17 protein-coding genes and 1 riboswitch are annotated in these 19,608 nt (G+C 49.1%); of the genes, 11 read left to right on the top strand and 6 right to left on the bottom strand.

The annotated features are described in order from the left end of the window. Positions 1-2 precede the first annotated feature (2 nt). Positions 3-1,397 (top strand): O-antigen ligase family protein, encoded by a 1,395-nt coding sequence (locus NYR52_RS15730; RefSeq protein ID WP_375163163.1) that lies wholly within the window; start codon positions 3-5, stop codon positions 1,395-1,397. 237 nt (positions 1,398-1,634) lie between these two features. Further along, the gene (locus tag NYR52_RS15725) at positions 1,635-2,762 is read left to right on the top strand and encodes a glycosyltransferase family 4 protein (protein ID WP_054095789.1); all 1,128 of its coding nucleotides are present in this window, start codon (positions 1,635-1,637) and stop codon (positions 2,760-2,762) included. 59 nt (positions 2,763-2,821) lie between these two features. Here NYR52_RS15725 and NYR52_RS15720 read toward each other — a convergent pair whose 3' ends face one another. Next, positions 2,822-3,730: an LCP family glycopolymer transferase gene (locus NYR52_RS15720; protein ID WP_259436015.1), complete on the bottom strand. Its 909-nt coding sequence runs from the start codon at positions 3,728-3,730 to the stop codon at positions 2,822-2,824. Positions 3,731-4,000: 270 nt separating this feature from the next. Between NYR52_RS15720 and NYR52_RS15715 the strand changes: the two genes are divergently transcribed. The 5 genes from NYR52_RS15715 (at position 4,001) to NYR52_RS15695 (ending at position 9,049) form a co-directional block, all read left to right on the top strand. Continuing rightward, a complete protein-coding gene (locus NYR52_RS15715) occupies positions 4,001-4,939 on the top strand; it encodes an NAD-dependent epimerase/dehydratase family protein (protein ID WP_132221689.1) in 939 nt (312 codons plus the stop codon). A 220-nt stretch (positions 4,940-5,159) separates the two neighbouring features. Beyond that, a complete protein-coding gene (locus NYR52_RS15710; protein ID WP_022737422.1) occupies positions 5,160-5,804 on the top strand; it encodes a sugar transferase in 645 nt (214 codons plus the stop codon). Between the two features lie 514 nt (positions 5,805-6,318). Continuing rightward, a riboswitch (SAM riboswitch) is annotated at positions 6,319-6,425 on the top strand. Positions 6,426-6,514: 89 nt separating this feature from the next. Next, positions 6,515-7,480, top strand: a complete 966-nt coding sequence (locus tag NYR52_RS15705) for a methionine ABC transporter ATP-binding protein (protein ID WP_132221687.1) — start codon at positions 6,515-6,517, stop codon at positions 7,478-7,480. Next, positions 7,474-8,130, top strand: coding sequence for a methionine ABC transporter permease (locus NYR52_RS15700; protein ID WP_022737425.1), 657 nt, complete (start codon positions 7,474-7,476; stop codon positions 8,128-8,130). Before NYR52_RS15705 ends, NYR52_RS15700 begins: the two co-directional genes overlap by 7 nt. A 127-nt stretch (positions 8,131-8,257) precedes the next feature. Further along, the gene (locus NYR52_RS15695) at positions 8,258-9,049 is read left to right on the top strand and encodes a MetQ/NlpA family ABC transporter substrate-binding protein (protein WP_132222042.1); all 792 of its coding nucleotides are present in this window, start codon (positions 8,258-8,260) and stop codon (positions 9,047-9,049) included. Positions 9,050-9,140: 91 nt separating this feature from the next. On the opposite strand, the gene NYR52_RS15690 is transcribed toward NYR52_RS15695, so the two are convergent. The 4 genes from NYR52_RS15690 to NYR52_RS15675 all read right to left on the bottom strand — a co-directional run bounded on the left by NYR52_RS15690 (position 9,141) and on the right by NYR52_RS15675 (position 13,368). Next, complete coding sequence (locus NYR52_RS15690) at positions 9,141-9,770, bottom strand: YigZ family protein (protein ID WP_035952298.1); 630 nt, start codon at positions 9,768-9,770, stop codon at positions 9,141-9,143. A 100-nt stretch (positions 9,771-9,870) separates the two neighbouring features. Then, a complete protein-coding gene (locus NYR52_RS15685; RefSeq protein ID WP_259436013.1) occupies positions 9,871-10,905 on the bottom strand; it encodes an LCP family protein in 1,035 nt (344 codons plus the stop codon). A gap of 170 nt (positions 10,906-11,075) precedes the next feature. Then, positions 11,076-12,104, bottom strand: coding sequence for an LCP family protein (locus tag NYR52_RS15680; RefSeq protein WP_259436012.1), 1,029 nt, complete (start codon positions 12,102-12,104; stop codon positions 11,076-11,078). A 205-nt stretch (positions 12,105-12,309) separates the two neighbouring features. Further along, entirely contained in the window at positions 12,310-13,368 is a 1,059-nt protein-coding gene (locus tag NYR52_RS15675) for an LCP family protein (RefSeq protein ID WP_259436011.1), read from the bottom strand. A gap of 229 nt (positions 13,369-13,597) precedes the next feature. Here NYR52_RS15675 and NYR52_RS15670 point away from each other — a divergent pair, with 229 nt between their 5' ends. Beyond that, complete coding sequence (locus NYR52_RS15670) at positions 13,598-15,316, top strand: S8 family peptidase (protein ID WP_259436010.1); 1,719 nt, start codon at positions 13,598-13,600, stop codon at positions 15,314-15,316. Positions 15,317-15,638: 322 nt separating this feature from the next. Further along, positions 15,639-16,844 carry a methionine adenosyltransferase gene (gene metK / locus NYR52_RS15665; protein ID WP_132221677.1) on the top strand — a complete coding sequence of 402 codons (1,206 nt, stop codon included), beginning with the start codon at positions 15,639-15,641 and terminating at the stop codon, positions 16,842-16,844. Between the two features lie 55 nt (positions 16,845-16,899). Here metK and NYR52_RS15660 read toward each other — a convergent pair whose 3' ends face one another. Continuing rightward, positions 16,900-17,781, bottom strand: coding sequence for a metallophosphoesterase (locus tag NYR52_RS15660; protein WP_022737433.1), 882 nt, complete (start codon positions 17,779-17,781; stop codon positions 16,900-16,902). 469 nt (positions 17,782-18,250) lie between these two features. Here NYR52_RS15660 and NYR52_RS15655 point away from each other — a divergent pair, with 469 nt between their 5' ends. Continuing rightward, complete coding sequence (locus NYR52_RS15655) at positions 18,251-18,994, top strand: response regulator transcription factor (RefSeq protein ID WP_022737434.1); 744 nt, start codon at positions 18,251-18,253, stop codon at positions 18,992-18,994. A 70-nt stretch (positions 18,995-19,064) separates the two neighbouring features. Next, positions 19,065-19,496, top strand: a complete 432-nt coding sequence (locus NYR52_RS15650; RefSeq protein WP_022737435.1) for a glycosyltransferase family protein — start codon at positions 19,065-19,067, stop codon at positions 19,494-19,496. Positions 19,497-19,608: the final 112 nt, after the last annotated feature.

The following is a 19,608-nucleotide window of genomic DNA, read 5'->3' as shown; positions in this document are numbered from 1 at the left end:
AAGTGAGTGAAATGTTGATTCCGAGGCAAAAGCGATTAGACACCCTGTTTTATTTGATGATCGCTTTTGCGCTCTTGGGACCAACGCTGGGGATTCCTTTGACTGAAGGATTTAATTTAACATTCTTCCGCATCGCATATGTACTGCTCGCCGGTGGGATTATCTTGCGGCTGGTGACGCAGAAGAATCTGGAAACATCTTATATGTATCCCGTCCGCTATTATGCGGCGTTTTTCGCCTTCTGGTTTATGTACGGGCTCCTCTCCCTGTCTTGGGTGATGAGCATGGGGGCAGCGCTAAAGTATTTGTTCTACATGGCGTTTATGTTGCCGCTCACGCTGTCGTTTCCTTTTTTCCTGCAATCGGAAGAAAAGCTGTGGAAAGCGAAGCGGGTGTTGTTTTGGGTGTTTGCGGCGATTATTTTTTACGCCGTGTTTGAGTCGATTACGTTGATTCATTTGCCTCCCTCAGCTTTCTTTAAAACAACGTCTGCATCGGTTACGTCGGTGTTTACCAATCAAAATGACTTGGCTACCTGCATCACACTGGGCTTGCCGTTTTTGACAACAGCTTTGTTTATGCTTGATCTGCAGAAAAAGCATAAATGGTTTATCTATATTACCGGTGTGTTGACGATCTATATATTGATCGCTACGGGTTCGCGCAGTAACACCGCGTTTGCTTTGCCGCTCGCTTCTTTGATGTTGATTATTGGACTGCCGTTTGCAGTTGAAAGGGAGAAGCTGACTAAGAAAAATATCGCCAAAGCTGTGGCCGCTATTGTGGCGGCGGTCATCTTGGCCAATGGCTTGAGCGCGATTTTCTTGTCAGAAGAAGCACGAAATGCGGCAAAAACGAAGCTGTCCAGCACACTTGGATTTTTGCAGGATATTAAGAACAGCGCTTGGCACGTGGAAGATGGAGATACGGGCATTGAAAAAATGGAGACGGGTGAAAGCGCGGGGGTTCGTAAATGGCTGTTGATCAACGGCTTTAAATTCTTGCAACAAAGCCATTACATGGGCATCGGAGCGGGCAATGTGGAGCCGTGGATGGCTAAATACGGCGTCAAGGTGAACAAAGTCAACCTGCACAACTGGTGGGGCGAGGTGTTGGTTAACTTTGGCGTGTTGATCTTTGTGCTCTATATGTCCCTCTATTTTTGGATGTTGTGGCGCTTGTGGAAGCTTGCCAACCGCAAGCATTCGCCATCGTTAAGCCCGATGTTGCGCTGGGCCGCGTACTCCACGATGGCCGCATTGACCGGATATTTCTTCGGTGGGATGGCGCCCAGTTCAGCCATTCATTTTACTCCGATGTGGATCACCTATGGGATAGGACTGGCTGTGATTGCGCTCGGGGAAGCGAAGAAAGCAGAAACGAAAGAATCCGTTTAGATCAGGCAGGAATCGGTTAAAGGTGCCTTTCTTCACAGAGAGGCACCTTTTTTGCATGAATGGGAAAGACCCGATAAATACTACATTTTATTGACATCCCGTCTGACCGAAAGTGACGAACTGAGGAAAAGATCATTGAGAACATATTCATTTGCAACGTTTTTTTGTACTATGTAATTTAGAGAAAAGAGATGGTTGATTCGTGGATATTGGCGTAAATGAAAGGAGTACCTTTTAGTGGCGGCAAAAGTAATGATATTCAGTTCGGTTCATCCATACGACGATTCGCGTATTTATCATAAACAAGCCAAGTCCCTCGCGGAGGAGGGATATCATGTGGAGTTGCATGCCGTGGCCGATTTTGAGGAGCGGCTGGAGCATGGTGTGCGGATTGTCGGCGTCAAGCGGGTGAATAAGAAGTGGAAGCGGCTTATGAACGGTTGGGTGCTTTATCGGCGGGCGCTGAAGAGCGGGGCCGATATCTTTCACTTCCATGATCCGGAGCTGTTGCCATGGGGCGTATTGATCGCCTGGCGGACAGGGTGTCCCGTCATTTATGACTCACATGAGGACTTGCCAAAACAAATCCATACCAAGCCATGGATTCCTGCCGGTGTGCGCGGACCTTTGTCCAAGCTCGTTCACAAGGTGGAAAAGGGGTTGGCCCGCAAGTTGTCGGCGGTGGTGACGGCGACGGAGTCCATTGCGCGCCAGTTTGCAAGTGCCAAACGGACGGAAGTGATTAAAAATTATCCGTTGCCGATGCCCGCCGTGGAGAAGACGGAGGACGAGGGCAACAAGATTTTGTATGTGGGCGGGGTTTCTTATCTGCGCGGTTATCGTGAAATGATTGAGATGATGGATTACATCCCACCAGAATTGCAAGCGGAATTGCACATTATTGGTCCCCTGCAACATATTCGGCCGGAAGATCAGGACGAAGCAATGCTCAAAGAAAAGCGGGTTACCTTGCACGGACGTGTGCCCTTTGAGGATGTGAAGCAGTGGTTGGGCAAGGGCAAAGTGGGATTGGTGTGCCTGCATCCTATCGAGAACTATCGGGAATCCCTGCCGATTAAAATGTTTGAATACATGGCTGCCGGCTTGCCGCTGATCGCGACCGATTTTCCCATGTGGCGTGAGATTGTAGAGAAAAGCGGTTGCGGATTCACCGTTGACGCACTCAATCCGAAAGAGATGGCGGAGAAAGTGACAACCATTTTGAAGGACGAGCAATTGCGCAAGCAGATGAGTGAAGATGGCCGCAAGGCGCATGAAGAAGTGTATAACTGGCATGTGGAAGAACGGAAACTATTGGCCCTTTATGCCGGATTGCTGGGTACGCAAACAGTCACATCAAGTTGAACGAAGCAAGGAACCCCTGTCTACGCATAGACGGGGGTTCCTTCTTGCTTACGCGCGTTTTACTGCCCGACGGGTTGCCAGTCGATGTGCTCTGCCAGTTGGCGGTGAATGCGCTGTTGTTCCTGTTTGCTCACTTGAAAATAGTACACGCCGTTAATTTTGGTGTTTTTCCCATTGATTTCGCAGGAGCGGAATTGCTCTGAGGGCAGATTGGCGTAAAGTCGTTGCAACTTCAGGATGTGAACCGGGGTAATGTCTGTTTTGACATTGGTGCTGAGGTGTTCCAAGACATCATCCAACTGAGTGAGGGAATGGAGGGAAGTGCTTTGATGGATGATGCCGCGAATCAGCTCCTGTTGCCGTTTCATCCTGCCAAAGTCTCCACGGGGGTCACTTTTGCGCATGCGGGCGAAGGCGAGGGACTGATCCCCATTCAATCGCATGATTCCCTGCTTGAACTGGTGTCCGCCAAAGCGAAACGACATGGGGACTTTCACTTCAACGCCTCCCAATTTATTCACGATGTCTTTCAGCCCTTGCATGTTTACCTTGACGTAGCCATCTATCGGTATATGGAGAAACTGCTCCACTGTTTTCCTTGTCAAGTCAATGCCACCGTAGGCGTAACTGTGGTTGATTTTGTCCCGTTTGATCCTTCCAGGGATGTCCACCAGCGTGTCGCGGGGGATGTGGGTTAGCATGATGTTTTTTTGATGAGGGTTGATCGTAGCCACAATGATTGAATCGGCTCGTCCTTGATCCCCCCGGCGTTCATCCACCCCCACAAGCAACAGGGCAACAGGATCTTTGGCGATGTCCACCGCATGGGAACGCAACGCCGATTTGGACAAGGAAGTTGGTTCATACACCCGTTCCGCTGCCGACCAGATGTGGTAACCAAAGTACACGACGCCCCCCATGATTGCCAGCAGTAAAGTGCAAAGCAAGCGCAACAACCATCGTATCACAAGGACGCCCCTTCCGTTTCCAACATTTGGATAGGTATCATTATATGATGTTTCATACATTTGTTCAAATATGTTGCGGCTTAACTTGATAAGATAGGCATAAGGGGCATCTTCATGGCGGAGATCAGAGGCATCCGCTTGGCTTGATTTAGCTTTTTGCAAGCGCTTGACGACCAAATCCGCCACCGCCTCTTTTGCTTTGCAAAATGGATTCGCAGTAGGTTCAAAAAGAAAACAAGTCATCGCGTCTATGAGAGAGGGGTTCATCCAATGAAAGTGTTAGTGACCGGCGGGGCCGGGTTTATTGGCTCCCATATTGTCGATCAGTTGATTGCGCGCGGAGATCAGGTAGTGATTGTGGACAATCTTTCTTCCGGAAAAGAGAGTCAAGTCAACCCGGATGCCGTCTTTTACAACGTAGATATTACCAGTCCTGATTTGCATGCAGTAATGGAGCAGGAGCGGCCTGAGGTGGTTATTCACCAAGCGGCGCAAATCCATGTGAATACCTCTGTGGACAATCCGTCTCTGGATGCCAACATCAATATCTTGGGCTCTATCAATTTGTTGGAGGGTTGCCGTAAGGCTGGTGTAAAGAAAGTGGTCTACGCTTCTTCGGCCGCAGTGTACGGCACGCCTGCTTACCTTCCTGTGGATGAGCGCCATCCGATCGGCCCCTTGTCCGGATATGGCGTTTCCAAATATACGGTGGAGCATTACCTGTCGGTGTACCATCATCTGTACGGCTTGAATTACACCGTTTTGCGCTATGCCAATGTTTACGGTTTGCGCCAAGATCCGCGTGGTGAGGGGGGCGTGATCTCCATCTTCATCGACAAGGTGCTGGGCCGTGAACCGCTTACCATCTTTGGTGATGGTGAACAGACCCGTGACTACATTTATGTCGAGGATATCGCTCGAGCCAACCTCAGTGCGATTGAGCGCGGGGACGGCGAAGTGTTAAATGTGGGAACTGGGGTTAGCACGTCTTTAAATGAAGTGGTTCGCCTCTTTGATGAAATCGCAGGTGTGAAGCATGAGGTGAACTACGGTCCGGATCGGGCGGGAGACATCAAGCACAGCTATTTTAACAATGAAAAAGTGCGTCGGGTGCTCGATTGGGAGCCGCGAGTGAGCCTCAGGGAAGGATTGGCCAAAACTTACGCATATTACCAAGAGGAATATCGTAAAATGGGCAAGGAACAGTAAACACTAATAACGAACCCGCACACCCCATGCTTGAAAGAACGGGCCATGAAGATTTCATTTTTCACAATTCGGCTATTGTCAACGTGGAAAGATTACAGTATACTTGGTAACAGTAATCGGTTTGAAACATTGCTGTAATGTTACTGTCATTTTTGTAAAGTTAGTCGATAGCCGAAAATAATTGTGATTTGATACTATACACAGCAGGAGTGGTTTGCGGATGAGTTCAAAAGTAGCCTACGAGAGCAATTCGCGCGCATTCTCCGGAGAAATGAAAACACCCGCCTCTTTCTATTTGGCATTTAAGCGCGGGTTTGAAATCGTATTTTCCATTGGGTTATTGCTCTTCACTCTACCGGTGCTGATTTTGACGGCAATCGCGATCAAATTGGAATCACCAGGTCCCATCTTCTACAAACAGGAGCGGGTCGGTTTAAACGGCAAAACGTTTAACATCTTCAAATTGCGCTCGATGCGTACGGATGCAGAGAAAAACGGTCCGCAGTGGGCTGCCAAGAATGATCCGCGCGTCACTCGTGTAGGCCAGTTCATCCGCAAAACCCGGATTGACGAACTGCCGCAGTTGATCAACATCCTGCGCGGGGATATGAGTTTGATCGGCCCGCGTCCGGAGCGACCGATGTTCACGGAGCAATTTGACAAAGAGATTCCGGGATTTAAGAAACGGTTGATGGTGAAACCGGGATTGACAGGTTGGGCTCAGGTGAACGGTGGATATGAGGCGACCCCTGCTGAAAAGTTGGAACTGGACTTGGAGTACATCAGAAATCAATCGTTCAAGATGGATTTTCACATTTTGCTCAAAACCGTTTGGATCGTGATCTCCGGAAATGGGGCGCGCTAATGAGAAAACGGGTGGCTTTTGCTTTGATTTAGCAAAAGCCACCCGTTTTTATATACCCATCAGCCTGGTTTTCCAGGGTGTAATCAGTTTGTTAATGGTGCGCCAACGATGTTGCCTCATTTAGAAAATCAACTTTAGGCCGAAGTACAAGAGAAGCCACAATGGGATACTTAAACATGTCGCGTTCAACACACCAAACCAAAACGATTTTCCGACAACCGTGTATTCCATGTTGGGCACCTCCAGCAGTTCAATTTGAGGATCTGTCTTTATTATACGCCAGCGGCCCCTGATTTAGTGGGGAGTAGCCGTATTGTTATCTAAATGTAATCTCGTGGTAAAAATGTGATAAATGTGTGAACCAAAAACGTTTCCTGTAACATTGGAAGGGGATATCGCTCCCGTGTGGATGGTTAAGATTTTCCAGTCATAAATAACGATTGACATAATGTCTTTTATTGTGATAATTTATAACTCAATAGTTGATATGTTAATAATTGAATACAGCAACATTCTCTTATCAAGAGAGGGGTAGGGACCAGGCCCGTTGAACCCTCGGCAACCATCTGACAACCATCAGAAAGGTGCCAATTCCTGCAGATTCGTTCTGACAGATGAGAGAAAGGTGTGTCAATAATAGACGTATCCCTTCTTGCCATCTTCAGAGCAGAGGGATTTTTTTATTGCATAATAAAGGTGGTGAAACCTCAATGATTCAGATTAAAGAAGTCATCAAAACCTATCCGGCGCGCGATGGGGGCTCGGTCGTGACTGCGCTGGACGGGGTGACGTTGACGATCAACCGAGGTGACATCTTCGGCATCGTAGGTTATAGCGGTGCGGGCAAATCGACACTGTTGCGGCTGATCAACGGGCTGGAGATGCCGACAAAGGGTGAAGTCATCGTGGATGGGAAAGAGATTTCCCGTCTGAAAGAGAGAGAATTGCGCCAGGCACGGCAGAAGATCGGCATGATCTTTCAGCACTTTCATTTGCTTTGGTCGCGAACGGTTCGCGAAAATGTGGCTTTTCCGCTAGAAGTGGCAGGGTTGCCGAAAGAACAGATTCGCAAGCGAGTCGATCAGCTTTTGGAGCGGGTAGGACTAGCTGAACGTGCTGACGCATACCCTTCCCAGTTGAGCGGAGGACAAAAACAGCGGGTCGGTATTGCACGGGCTTTGGCCAATGAGCCGGATATCCTTTTGTGCGATGAAGCGACATCAGCACTAGATCCAGAAACCACGGCATCCATTTTGCAACTGCTCAAGGAGATTCATCGGGAGATGGGGATCACCTTGGTATTAATCACGCATGAAATGAGTGTGGTACGGCAGATTTGCAACAAGATGGCAGTGATGGAAAACGGCCGGGTCGTGGAAACGGGCATGGTCTCCTCCATCTTTAGCCAACCACAACAGGCGTTGACCAAACAGTTTGTCAAAGAGCTGCAGCCAAGTATCCAAGACGATGACACATCAGGGGAAGTGGTTGAATTGCCGCTTGCTGATGCAGATAAGTTGGTGACATTGGCTAAAAAGCATGGAATTCGGTTCAGTGTTGTCAGCGGAGCCATTGCGGGAGAACAGGATGACCGCTTGCGCGTCAGAGTTGATGGGACAGAGGAGCAAGTGCTGGCCGTGCGCCAAGTGTTGAATGGAGGTGAACGGGCATGTTGACCGGCATTGATTGGAATCAAGTGTCCGTCGCGCTGGGGGAAACCTTGTATATGGTGAGCATATCCACTTTGTTCACCGCGCTTCTGGGAATTCCTCTGGGTGTGATGCTTACCGTCTCGGATCGCGGTTATTTTTGGGAGAATGTATGGGTGCAACGAACATTGGGCACGATTGTGAATATCTTCCGCGCTGTACCGTTTATTGTCCTTGTCCTTTTCTTATTTCCTGTCGCGGAGTTTTTGGTGGGAACCACGCTCGGACCCACAGCAGCAACTGTGCCTTTGATCGCTGGTGCGGCACCTTTTTACGCCAGAATGGTGGAGACCGCTTTAAGGGAAATTGACCGTGGGGTGATTGAAGCGGCGCAAGCGATGGGGACTTCCCGTTTGCACATTATCTGGAAAGTGCTGTTGCCAGAAGCGATGCCGGCCATTGTCTCCGGATTAACCGTCACTTGCGTATCCTTGATTAGCTTTTCGGCGATGGCAGGGATTGTTGGCGGAGGTGGTTTGGGAGATGCTGCGTTTAGGTACGGTTTCCAATCGTTCAATGATGGCATGTTGTATATTTGCGGCTTGCTGTTGGTTGTGATGGTACAGCTCATTCAAATGGTAGGGGATTGGTTGGTTCGTCGGTTGGACAAACGGTGAATAGAGGGTAAGAGCCGGAATTGAAGCGGGAATTCCCCGTGTCAGGGCAAATAGACGTGACATAATCCGTCTAATCCGATCGATTTTATTAAATAAGTTGATGCATGGGAGGATGGCAATGATGAAAATAAAAAGATGGATTGCGGCAGGTTTGGTCGCATTGGTGGCCGCGTTTGGCGTGGGTTGCGGAAAGAAAGATGAATCAGCAGTGTTGACGGTGGGGGCGTCGCCCATTCCACATGAGGAAATTCTGAAGTTTGTTCAGCCGGAATTGGAAAAGCAGGGAGTGGAGTTGAAGATCCAAGCGTTCCAAGATTATGTGTTGCCGAATAAAAGTGTGGAAGAAGGGCAGATCGACGCCAATTTCTTTCAACACATTCCTTGGATGGAAGCCACCAACAAAGAAAAAGGGTATCACTTGGTGAAAGTGGCTGGGGTTCACATTGAGCCGATGGGGGCGTATTCCAACAAAATCAAAAACATCAGTGAACTGAAAAACGGAGCCACAGTCGCTCTGCCTAACGCAACCAGTGAAATCACACGTGTTTTGCTGCTGTTGGATCAAAACAATTTGATTAAGCTGGACAACCGTCAAGGTGACAAAACGCTGAAAAACATCAAAGAAAATCCAAAAAACCTGCAATTTAAGCTGCTGGAAGCTGCGACGTTGCCACGTATGCTGGATCAAGTCGATTTCGCAGTGATCAACACCAATTATGCCTTGCAAGCAAAACTGAATCCGTTGAAAGATGCTCTGTTTATTGAAGGAAAAGATTCTCCGTACGTCAACGTATTGGCCGTGAAAAAAGGCAATGAAAATGATCCACGCGTTCAAAAATTGGTGAAGGTACTCACTTCCCAAAAGGTAAAAGACTTTATCCTCAAAAAGTATAACGGGTCTGTCGTGCCGGCGTTTTAAAGTTGCAAGAGCCACACCCCATTTACAGGGTGTGGCTCTTCATTGTTTAATCAGTAGCGGAAGCCGCGATGATGTTCCCATCTAGATACCTTTAAAGGGGCACATCTTTATATTCGGCTTCACCGAGCGATAGCACCGCCTGGCCGTGGGTCCAGTTGGTTACTTGCTCAATCAGTTTTTGTTCTTCGCCCAGTGGTGTCCAAACGGCCCAACTCACTTTGTCGGCAAAGGACGGCGTCTCCAATAGATAACCGGTTCGATGCAATTCATGTTCCATTTTGCCCATGAAAGAATAATCAAATGTGATTATCACTTGTTGATGCATCATCCGTTTGACGAGCCCAGCCGCTTCAATCGCCGCCGCGGCTCCTTGGCTGTAAGCGCGCACCAATCCGCCTGCGCCCAGCTTGATTCCACCAAAATAGCGGGTGACGACGACGGCAGTGTACAGACACTGCTTGGCGTGGATCACTTCAAGGATAGGCCTTCCCGCCGTTCCGGCAGGCTCTCCGTCATCGGAGGATTTCTGCGTGGTTTCGGTGATGTGATAAGCGTAGCAATTATGGGTCGCATCCCAATGCTTTTTGGAAATTTCCTGTACGAATTGGACGGCTTCCGCTTCGGTTGCCACATGTTTAGCACGGCAAATGAAGCGAGATTTCTGGATGATAATTTCTGTTTCCCCATAAGGGGCTATGGTTAGATAGCTGTCTGGTTTCATCGTTCGTTTCACACCCTTCCACCTTATTATAGGGGAATTGGGCATAGAGGCCAAAGAGAAAGCGATGGTTCCGGGATGGCCGGCCATCGCTTTCTTTTTATCAACGATTAGCAGGGGATTCGATCTCTTCCCCTTCGGTCTTATTAATCATGTCATCATCAGGCTTGTACTCCAATTGTTGATGCAGAATTTGGCTAAGCCGTTGAATTTCCGTTTTGGGAATGATGACGACCGAACCGGAGCGGGCATACTTTTTAGGATAGGCTTCAAAGGTGACGGTTTCAATTCTTTCTTTGGGAATTTGCTGATATGTTTTAATCAGAGAAGGGATCTCTTTGAAATGGAAGCTATGGTCAAAGTTATTACCCACGGCCTTGGTAACTTGGTTGAACTTGGTAACTCCGTCGATGCTGGTCATTTTGTCAATTAGTTGCGAGATAACCTCCCGTTGGCGTTCATTACGGGCAAAATCCCCTTCAGCAAATGATTTACGGTTGCGTACATAGGCTAAGGCTTCAGGGCCGTTCAAATGGCGCGGTCCTGGTTCAAAAACAATCATTTTTCCGCCGATCGCACGTTGTTTGAATGGCTTTTTCACATTGACATCAACGCCGCCTAAAGCATCAACAAGATCTTCAAAGCCTTTGAAGTTTACTTTAGCATAATAATCAATGGGAACATGGAAAATGTTTTCTATCGTTTGTCTGATATTTTCTACTTCGCCGATCCCTTTCATCCGACCGTAAGCTGCGGCGGCGTTAATTTTCGTTCTTACATTCGTATTAGCGATCTTGACATAGAAATCCCGGGGAATACTAATCAATTTGATGGAATTGGTTTTAGGGTTGACAGCGGCCAAGATCAAGACATCGGAACGCCAATTGTTAGGGTCGGTGCTACGCTGGTCCGTACCGATCAACAACACAGTGAAGGGGTCTTTTTCCTCGAGGACCACTTTTTCCGTCCGCCAAGTGGATTTTTTTAATGATTTTCCGGTTTTGGCGAAGACGCCCCAGAGTTGGGTGCCAAAATATATTCCGACACCGACCACAATAAGCAGAAGAAGGATGGCGATGCGCTGAATTAGGCGCTTGCGGTTGTTGTGGGGAGGTGTTGTTTGTTTATCAAATGACATTGTCTGCTCCTTACATGAATGAATTAGTCTTGGTAACTTTAGTATTTAGATTTTATATATAAAAATGCATACTGAGAATTTAGATACGGGGAAAGATTATAACTCGATTATAGTAAAATTCTTTACAGGCGCAATGGACAGGGCGTTGAAGAAATTTGACATTCTTGTGATTAATTTGTTACATCAGATGCGAGGTTATCATCGGTTTGGTCGAGCCATTCCGCTTTCGGTTGATATTCCAATTGTTGCTGGAGCAATTTGCGGATTCGCTTCTTTTCAGACTGTGGGATGTCAAGCATATCCGCGCCACCAACTTTGATGTCGACCACTTTGATGTGGATGCTACGGATGTTTTGTTTGGGTATCTCACGATACACTTTGATCAAGGCGGGGATATCGTCCAACCGAAACCCATGTTGGAAGTTATTACCGAGCGCGGATGTGATCTTTGAAAATTGACTGATGCCATCAAAACTGACCAATTTGTCCAGCAACAGGCCGATGACTTCTTGCTGACGTTCATTGCGGGCAAAATCCCCTCCGGCGACATCTTTGCGATTGCGTACATAGGCGAGGGCCTGTTTGCCATTTAAGTGCATCATTCCCGGCCGGAAGACCGCTTTGCCTCCACCGATCATCGCTTGTGAGAAAGATTGCTTCACGTTGACATCGATTCCACCTAAGGAGTCGACAATGTCTTCAAACCCTTGAAAATTGATCATCGCATAATAATCGACGGGAATGTGAAGCAGATTTTGCACAGCCTCCCGCGTGTTTTCGACCACACCCACCCCCGATTGCCTACCGTAGAAGGGGGCGGCGTTGATGCGTGTTTTCACACCATTGGAATTGGGGATGGTCATATAGACGTCCCGGGGAATGCTAACCAACAGGATCGATTGTGTCTTCGGATTGATCGCGGCCAGCATCAGCACATCGGTCCGAAAATCATTGGGCCGGGTAGTGCGTTGATCGGTGCCGATCAATAAGACGGTAAACGGGTCTTCTTTGATTTTTACTTCTTGGTCCCGCAAGGCTGAGGTATCCAAGCGATTGCTACTGTCGGCCAAGGCTCCCCACAGCAGGGATCCATAGTAAATGCCGAAGCCCAACACCAACAGGATGACTGTTACGGTCAAATATTTGAACCATTTTTTGCGCCGTTTGCGCAGGGCGCGGCGCTGATCCACTTTGTTCATGGCACATACCTCTCTTTGCGGTATTTGCTGAAGCCGGGGGTTTTTCGGATGTGATAAAAGAAGGCGGAATATTGCGCCTAATCTGCCGGGATTAAAAGCCTTTGTATCGTTATCATTCCCTTTGTTTTGTAGTTTGTAAACGTGCTTCGTCTATTTGTGTTGCTGTCCGCATATGGATGGAAAAGAAAAGGGAGTGATGGCCTCCCTAGTTGCCATCGCTCCCGCTGTCTGTTGTGCCGTCAACGTCACTGTTCTCATTATTCAATTGCCCTTCTTTGGGCTTGTACTCCAATTGCGTTTGCAGTAGTTGTCTGATCCGTTGTTTCTCTTCTTCAGGAATGCGCAACACTGCGCCGGAACCAGGGACTTTATCGTCAAATACTTTTATTTGTATGGTTTCGATGTTCTGTTTCGGAATCCCTTGGTAAATCTTCACCAGAGCTGGGAAATCGGTGATATCAAAGCTGTATTCAAAGTTTTTGCCAACCGCTTTCGACACTTCGCTAAACTTGGTTACCCCGTCGAAACTGGCCAGTTTGTCGATCAGTTGGGCGACGACTTCCCGTTGCCGTTCATTGCGCCCCAGATCGCCCCGGGGGTCTTCATGCCGTTCCCGCACGTAAGCCAGTGCTTTTTTTCCATTGAGGTTGTAAGTGTTTCCTGGATAGAACTTGGCGTAGCCTCCACCGATCATCGCTTGGGTGAATTTGAACTTGGGAGTCACTTGAATGCCGCCTAATGCATCCACAATGTCTTCAAACCCTTGGAAATTGATGCGTGCGTAGTAGTCGATTGGCACATGAAGCAATTCTTCCAGGGTTTTGCGAACGTTTTCCACATCGCCCACACCGGATTGGCGACCATAGTATGCAGCCGCGTTGATTTTCGTTTTTACACCACCGGAGTTGGGGATGGTGATATAGGTGTCGCGTGGAACGCTTACGACTTTAGCCGTTTTGGTTTTGGGATTGATGGCAGCCACGATCATGACATCAGCCCGCCAATCATTGGGACGTGTCGTCCGCTGGTCGGTTCCGAGCAAAAGCACAGTGAATGGTTCGTTTTTGATTTCGACTTCTTTTTCGCGCAGGTCGGACTTTTTGAGATCTTTGCCACCGTTGGCGAATACGCCCCAAATTTGCGAACCAAAGTACAGCCCGAATCCTAACACGAGGACAGTGACGATGGAAATGATACGGAATGTCCATTTTTTGCGCCGTTTTTGTTTGACACGGTCAATGCGGCTGTCGTTTACTCTTTGCATCTTTGAATCCCCACTTGCCGTTTGGTTTTAGTGACCTCTCCTGTCTTTCTTGATAAAAGGATATTTTTCTTTCTATTTAGAATGTTACTAGACTACAAACAATTAAATTCAAACTTAAAAACAATAATGAAAGCTGTTTACAACTAATTATTCTATCGGATTTATTCGACATATTCCACCCGATTTGTGGTGCTGTTTTTGAAAATAATAGGACTTTTTGGTGAGAGCGATGACATTTGTCCGAATGCTTGCGAGATCGATCTTTGCGATTGTATTTGTCATGGGCTCTGTTTCATCTGACGGATCAGAACGGGCGCGGGAGCAGGCAGGTCAGCCAGAGCCGTTGCCAGCGCAAGAACCCGATGCGTTTCGGCTTCCGTTTCTGGAGCAGATTAAAGCGCCGGAGGCATGGCAAGCGTTCATGCGGCGAAGTGATTCGTTGGGGACGGACCCGCTGGTGGTAGCGGTCGTGGACACAGGAGTCGACTTGCAGCATCCCCTGTTGCAACCCTATTTGGTACCTGGAGTTAATCTTCGTTTTCCCGATGAACCACCTCACGACCGGATGGGTCATGGAACGAAAGTGGCAGGAGTCATCGCTTCCGTGTGGGGAGCGGGGCAATGGCGAACGCCCATGGGGCAAGGTCGGATCATGCCGGTCAAAGTGATGGAAGATGGCAATGATGGCCAAATGAGCCGCACCATTGCCGGCATCCGAGAGGCGATCTCACGTAAGGCCCGAATTATCGTGTTGGCTCAAGGAAGTTGGCGTCACCACCCAGCGTTGGCAGAGGCTGTCGCCGAGGCGGAGCGGAAAGGTGTGTTGATCGTAGCGGCGGTGGGCAACGCCAAGTATGATGAACAGGGGCGCTTGGCATTTGATCACCCGTTGTACTTTCCAGCGGCTTATCCCACCGTGCTAGCGGTAGGGGCCGTTACCCAGGACGGCCGGCACGACCCCACGTCCAATTGGGGGCCGGGAATTGATTTGGTCGCACCGGGGGAAAATATTCGCTTGACACCTGAAGAAAATCCGCTCATGCAGAATGGAACCTCATTTGCTGCTCCGCAAGTGGCTGCTGTCGCCGCCTTGGTATGGCAATTGCATCCCGAATACACACCGGCAGAGGTGAGGCAGCACTTGATGCAGACCGCCCGCCGGCCTACTTCTTCCGCTTGGCGTTGGGATGAGCAGATGGGCTACGGGCAGGTAGATGCCGCTCAAGCGATTCGCGGGACATTGCATCCAGATCCCTATGAGCCAAATGACCGCAAGGAGGAAGCTAAGCCCATCGCGAGTGGCTTAGAAGTGTACGGAGTGAGCCGGCGCGGCGATCCGGACCTATTTGAGCAACAAATCCATCAAAAAGGATGGTTGGAACTGCAAGTGTCTGTGCAAGGGCCGGCTCCCGAGTTGTTGCTAGAAGCGTATGATGAGCGGGGGCGTACGCTCTGCCGCACGCGAATCTCAAGGCAAGGAAACGTGCGATTTCCGGTGGAAGTGGGCCATGTGCAGCTCAGAGTGGAAGGGCTGGATAAAAGGGAGGCGCATTATCGCTTGACCAGCCAAGATCTCCTCGGCCCCGATGCGATGGAGCCCAACGATGATGCCGACCAAGCAGCGGTAATTTCTGTCAGACTGGGAATTCAAATCATTGAGGGTACCATGGATCGGCATAACGACCGGGATTGGTTGGAATTGCGGATCGCCGAGCCAGGTCGACTCACACTCGAAGTGCGGCCTTTGACTCCGCGGTTCGACCCCGTGTTGCAACATCCTTTTGCGGGGCGTATAGATGTGCAAGAAGACCAGGGAGACGAAGGGGAGCAGGAAGAAATTCGGGTTCGGGTGGGTCCGGGAAGATACCGGATTTGCATTAGCGATTACGATGGCAATATAGCGGATCGTCCCTACCATGTGGTGATCCGGTACACGCCACAAAAATAAAAAAGATTAATAGGTCGCTCAACCGCAGGTCGTGATGCCGCTTGCCCGGCACCATGAACATGGCCTGTATACACCTTGCTCGGGAAGGGGCGACGTGATGCATATAAAAGTGTTGTTTTCCCATAGATCTTAGTTGTAATTGCAGGGTCTTTAGGTTATTCTATTGATGATGTAGAACTCGTCTCCTTATAACCAGATGAAGATGAAGGCAGAAGACTTGCTCCACAAAGTCTCGAGGATGTTATCAAAAGGAGAACACAGCACCTTTCCTCGATGGAAAGGGTTTTTTATTTGCGACTGATTGCGCGAAGGGGGAAAACCAATGGCAGAGAAAAAACGCAGCATATTTACTTCTGAGTCGGTAACCGTAGGTCATCCGGATAAAATCTGTGACCAAATCTCCGACTCCATTCTGGATGCAATTCTAGAAAAAGACCCAAATGCCCGCGTGGCATGCGAAACATCCGTGACCACCGGTTTGGTGTTGGTAGCGGGTGAAATCTCCACATCTTGCTATGTGGACATTCCAAAGCTGGTTCGTCAAACGATCCGCGATATCGGTTACACCCGTGCCAAATTCGGATTTGACGCGGATACTTGCGCGGTGCTGACCTCGATTGACGAGCAATCCCCTGACATTGCGCAAGGGGTTGACCAAGCGCTGGAAAAACGTGAAGGGTCTATGACCGAAGACGAAATCGAAGCGATTGGCGCTGGCGACCAAGGTCTTATGTTTGGTTTCGCCTGCAATGAAACAGACGAACTGATGCCATTGCCAATCTCTTTGGCACATAAATTGGCTCGCCGTCTGCATGAAGTCCGTGTGAACGGCACCCTGCCGTACCTGCGCCCGGACGGAAAAACCCAAGTGTCGGTGGAGTATGAAGACGACAAGCCCGTGCGCATTGACACGGTTGTGGTATCAACACAACATGCGGAAGACATCAGCTTGGATCAAATTAAACAAGATATCCAAACCCATGTGATCAATCCAATCGTGCCGGCGGACATGATGGACGAAGCGACTAAATTCTTCATCAACCCCACCGGTCGGTTTGTTATCGGTGGGCCGCAAGGAGATGCTGGCTTGACCGGCCGCAAAATCATTGTTGACACATATGGTGGATACGCTCGCCACGGCGGTGGAGCCTTCTCCGGAAAAGACCCGACCAAAGTGGACCGTTCCGGCGCGTATGCAGCGCGTTACGTTGCCAAAAACATCGTGGCTGCCGGTTTGGCTGATAAGTGCGAAGTGCAATTGGCTTACGCGATCGGCGTTGCCCGCCCTGTTTCCATCCGCGTTGAAACCTTTGGCACAGGCAAACTGAGCGAAGAGGTATTGGTGGAGCTGGTGAAAAAGCACTTTGATCTGCGTCCAGCCGGAATTATTCGCCAACTGGATTTGCGCCGTCCGATCTATCGCCAAACGGCTGCTTACGGTCATTTCGGCCGCACTGATGTGGAGCTGCCATGGGAGAAAACGGATAAAGCGGAAGCATTGAAAGCAGACGCTGCAGCTGTGCTGTAAGGCGAATTGAAAAGCCCAATGTCATTTTGACATTGGGCTTTTTCGTTTGCTTTGTTTATCCCCTTTTTAATTCAAGGACGGTGATCTCCGGCCGGCACAAGAACCGCAAGGGGAGGATGGTGGTGCCGATTCCGCGGTTGGTGTACAAGGCAAACCGCTCATTAAGCCGGTAGAGACCTGCCGGATAACGTCGGCCCCCAGGAGGAGTGATCGGTGCTCCCAAAAAAGGCAAACGGATTTGCCCGCCATGGCTGTGCCCGGACAATTGCAAATCGATGGGAGCTGTGCGATGGGTTGCTGCTGAGTCAGGCTCATGGGCCAAGAGGAGGTGGAAGGCATGGGGGTCATTTGGCAATTGGGCCAGCACCGCTTCCAAGTCGGGTTGCCCTTCCATATGGTCATCCAATCCGGACAGGTAGAGGGTATCCGTGCCTTTGACCAGTGGGTAGACTTGATTGATCAACACATGAAAGCCCCCATCGCTTAGGGCTTGTTTGACCAACGCCACGTCTCCAAAGTAATCATGGTTTCCCAGTACGGCAAACTTGCCGAGCGGCGGGTTGCATTGTTGAAATCGGCGGGAGATGCTCTTAGCTTCCGTGATTAAAAGCTGATCGTCGATCAGATCGCCAGTGAAACAGAGCAGATCTGGCTTAAGTGCTTCTACACGCCCGATGATGACGTCCAACTGGGAGAGATCGAAGTGGTGACCAAAATGCAGATCGCTGATGTGTACAATCCGCATCCCGTCAAATGAAGTGGGCAGGCGCGGCGAGCGAAGAGTGAGGCGAGTTGTTTCCAGCCAGCTTACTTCAATGATGCCAGCATAAAGCGGCGCGCCGAGACAGAGCGCACCAAGGGCAAGGGACAGCTTGAGGAATTTCCGTCGGTGGATGCGCGGTTCAGCAGAAACGGTATGTACATGATGAGAGGTCATGGGGATTCACTCCTGTCTGCATAAGAGGCTTCAAGTTTTGAGTCTGGATGGAAAATTATTTTTCGGGGCGGAGGGTGCATGAAGATAAATAAATAAGGGAAAGGTTTTGACGGGTAATTTTGTCAGTAAGGGTTGACGATTGCTCACCTTTTCAGAATAATTACATCTAGGCTAAAAGTATAACATGGCGCTGAAAAATGCAATCGGTGAAAGGCCTGTACTGACACCTAGTAGCTCTGACGTCAAATGCATGTCGCAATTGCCAGCATTCCAGCTGTTTTTTTGTAAAAACAACAAGAGGTTGGCAGAAAGGTCGAATTTCCATTTGTTTATTGAAAGCAAGGGTTAGCGGTTATATCCGCGAATTCCTTTGTTTGTGTTTGATCCGGGTTTCTTTGCAGTTTCTAGTTTCATCTTTTCGTGATAAAATTTAAATAAGAGCGAATATTATGAGAAGGGAGTGAGCCCTTTGCAAGAGAGGAAGCCACAGACTGGACATGGCAACGGGAATCGCCCCGAGACAGAACTGTCATTGCCGATCCGCGTATTTATTGCCGACGCGGATGCGGAGTACCGCCAAGCATTGAAGCAAGCGGTGGAAAAGGAGAAAGACATGGTGTTGGTTGGGGAATGCATGGATGGCTACGATGTCCCCTTGATCTGTGGAACCACGGCACCCCATCTCGTGGTGTTGGACTTGCATTTGCCCCGTGTTGACGGGGTGGAAACGACGTACCGTCTGAGTCAAATGGCTCCTCACACAAAAATCCTTATCTTGTCTGAACGCGCGGATCCGTATGCGCTAGAAACGATTCGCTCCGGGGCGTCAGGATATCTATTGAAGGATCTAAAGATGGCTTCCTTGATAGAAGCGATTCGCGTTATCGCTCATGGAGGCGTTTACATCCATCCGATCATGATGGGACGGTTAGTGAATGAACTGCGTCGCCTTAGCCGGATGGAGGGGGCGATGTATTATCACTACGCTTCGCTTCCTCCACTCTCATGGCAAGAAGTGTTGACATATAGGGAAATGGAAGTTTTGAGGTTGATGTCACAGGGAAAAAATAATCGAGCGATCAGTGAACATTTGTATATCAGTGAAAAAACAGTAAAAAACCATGTTAGCAACATCCTTTATAAATTAAACGTCCAGGATCGCACACAAGCTGTGTTGCTTGCCTTGAAGTATGGATGGGTACAACTGATTTAGCCTAGTCGTAGGTATGCACACAAACCCTGCCTTTCTCGCATAGAATGATCAGAAGAGGAGGGGCGATGTGATGGAACATTGGGTTCTATGGAGTGCAGCCCTTTGTTTCGCTGTCATTTTTTTGGTAAAAACGATTCCCAACTTTTATGGAAACACTTATCATAACAAGGCTGTCCATCTTGTGCTCATCACGGAAAACAGCCAGCAAGCGGTTGAATGGATGATCCGGTCATATCATGGTTGGAAGGATGCCAAAGGCAAACCGGGCAAAATCACTTGCATCGACACAGGCTCCACAGATGATACCAAGGCGATCCTCGAACGGTTGATACATCGTTTTCCTCATCTGGAAGTTTTGCACATAGATGAGGAGCACCAGACAGATGAGGCCATTTCAAAGTGGTTGCAGGCACAGGAACAGGGCAAGGAAAAACTGGTGGTGCTTGATTTGCGCAAAATGGAAGCCAATGGGGACAATGAATCGGAACGCAATTTAGCGTGAAGCATGACAGTAGCTTTGCCAGAGCGATGGTTGGTATAAAGGACAAGAGACGGGAGAGTTGATTCATTTTTCGGGTCATATGGATCACCTGCGTACAGGCCGATACGGCCTG

The organism is Laceyella sacchari, from assembly GCF_024927925.1.
In the GTDB taxonomy this organism is placed as follows: Bacteria; Bacillota; Bacilli; order Thermoactinomycetales; family Thermoactinomycetaceae; genus Laceyella; species Laceyella sacchari.
This window is presented reverse-complemented; position numbering and strand designations above follow the sequence as displayed.

What these genes read in the sequence shown, in the direction of transcription:
- NYR52_RS15660 (WP_022737433.1), bottom strand. Translation starts at nt 17,781, where the DNA reads ATGACCTCTCATCATGTACATACCGTTTCTGCTGAACCGCGCATCCAC.
- NYR52_RS15680 (WP_259436012.1), bottom strand. Translation starts at nt 12,104, where the DNA reads ATGAACAAAGTGGATCAGCGCCGCGCCCTGCGCAAACGGCGCAAAAAA.
- metK (WP_132221677.1), top strand. Translation starts at nt 15,639, where the DNA reads ATGGCAGAGAAAAAACGCAGCATATTTACTTCTGAGTCGGTAACCGTA.
- NYR52_RS15705 (WP_132221687.1), top strand. Translation starts at nt 6,515, where the DNA reads ATGATTCAGATTAAAGAAGTCATCAAAACCTATCCGGCGCGCGATGGG.
- NYR52_RS15690 (WP_035952298.1), bottom strand. Translation starts at nt 9,770, where the DNA reads ATGAAACCAGACAGCTATCTAACCATAGCCCCTTATGGGGAAACAGAA.
- NYR52_RS15685 (WP_259436013.1), bottom strand. Translation starts at nt 10,905, where the DNA reads ATGTCATTTGATAAACAAACAACACCTCCCCACAACAACCGCAAGCGC.
- NYR52_RS15670 (WP_259436010.1), top strand. Translation starts at nt 13,598, where the DNA reads ATGACATTTGTCCGAATGCTTGCGAGATCGATCTTTGCGATTGTATTT.
- NYR52_RS15650 (WP_022737435.1), top strand. Translation starts at nt 19,065, where the DNA reads ATGGAACATTGGGTTCTATGGAGTGCAGCCCTTTGTTTCGCTGTCATT.
- NYR52_RS15715 (WP_132221689.1), top strand. Translation starts at nt 4,001, where the DNA reads ATGAAAGTGTTAGTGACCGGCGGGGCCGGGTTTATTGGCTCCCATATT.
- NYR52_RS15710 (WP_022737422.1), top strand. Translation starts at nt 5,160, where the DNA reads ATGAGTTCAAAAGTAGCCTACGAGAGCAATTCGCGCGCATTCTCCGGA.
- NYR52_RS15675 (WP_259436011.1), bottom strand. Translation starts at nt 13,368, where the DNA reads ATGCAAAGAGTAAACGACAGCCGCATTGACCGTGTCAAACAAAAACGG.
- NYR52_RS15700 (WP_022737425.1), top strand. Translation starts at nt 7,474, where the DNA reads ATGTTGACCGGCATTGATTGGAATCAAGTGTCCGTCGCGCTGGGGGAA.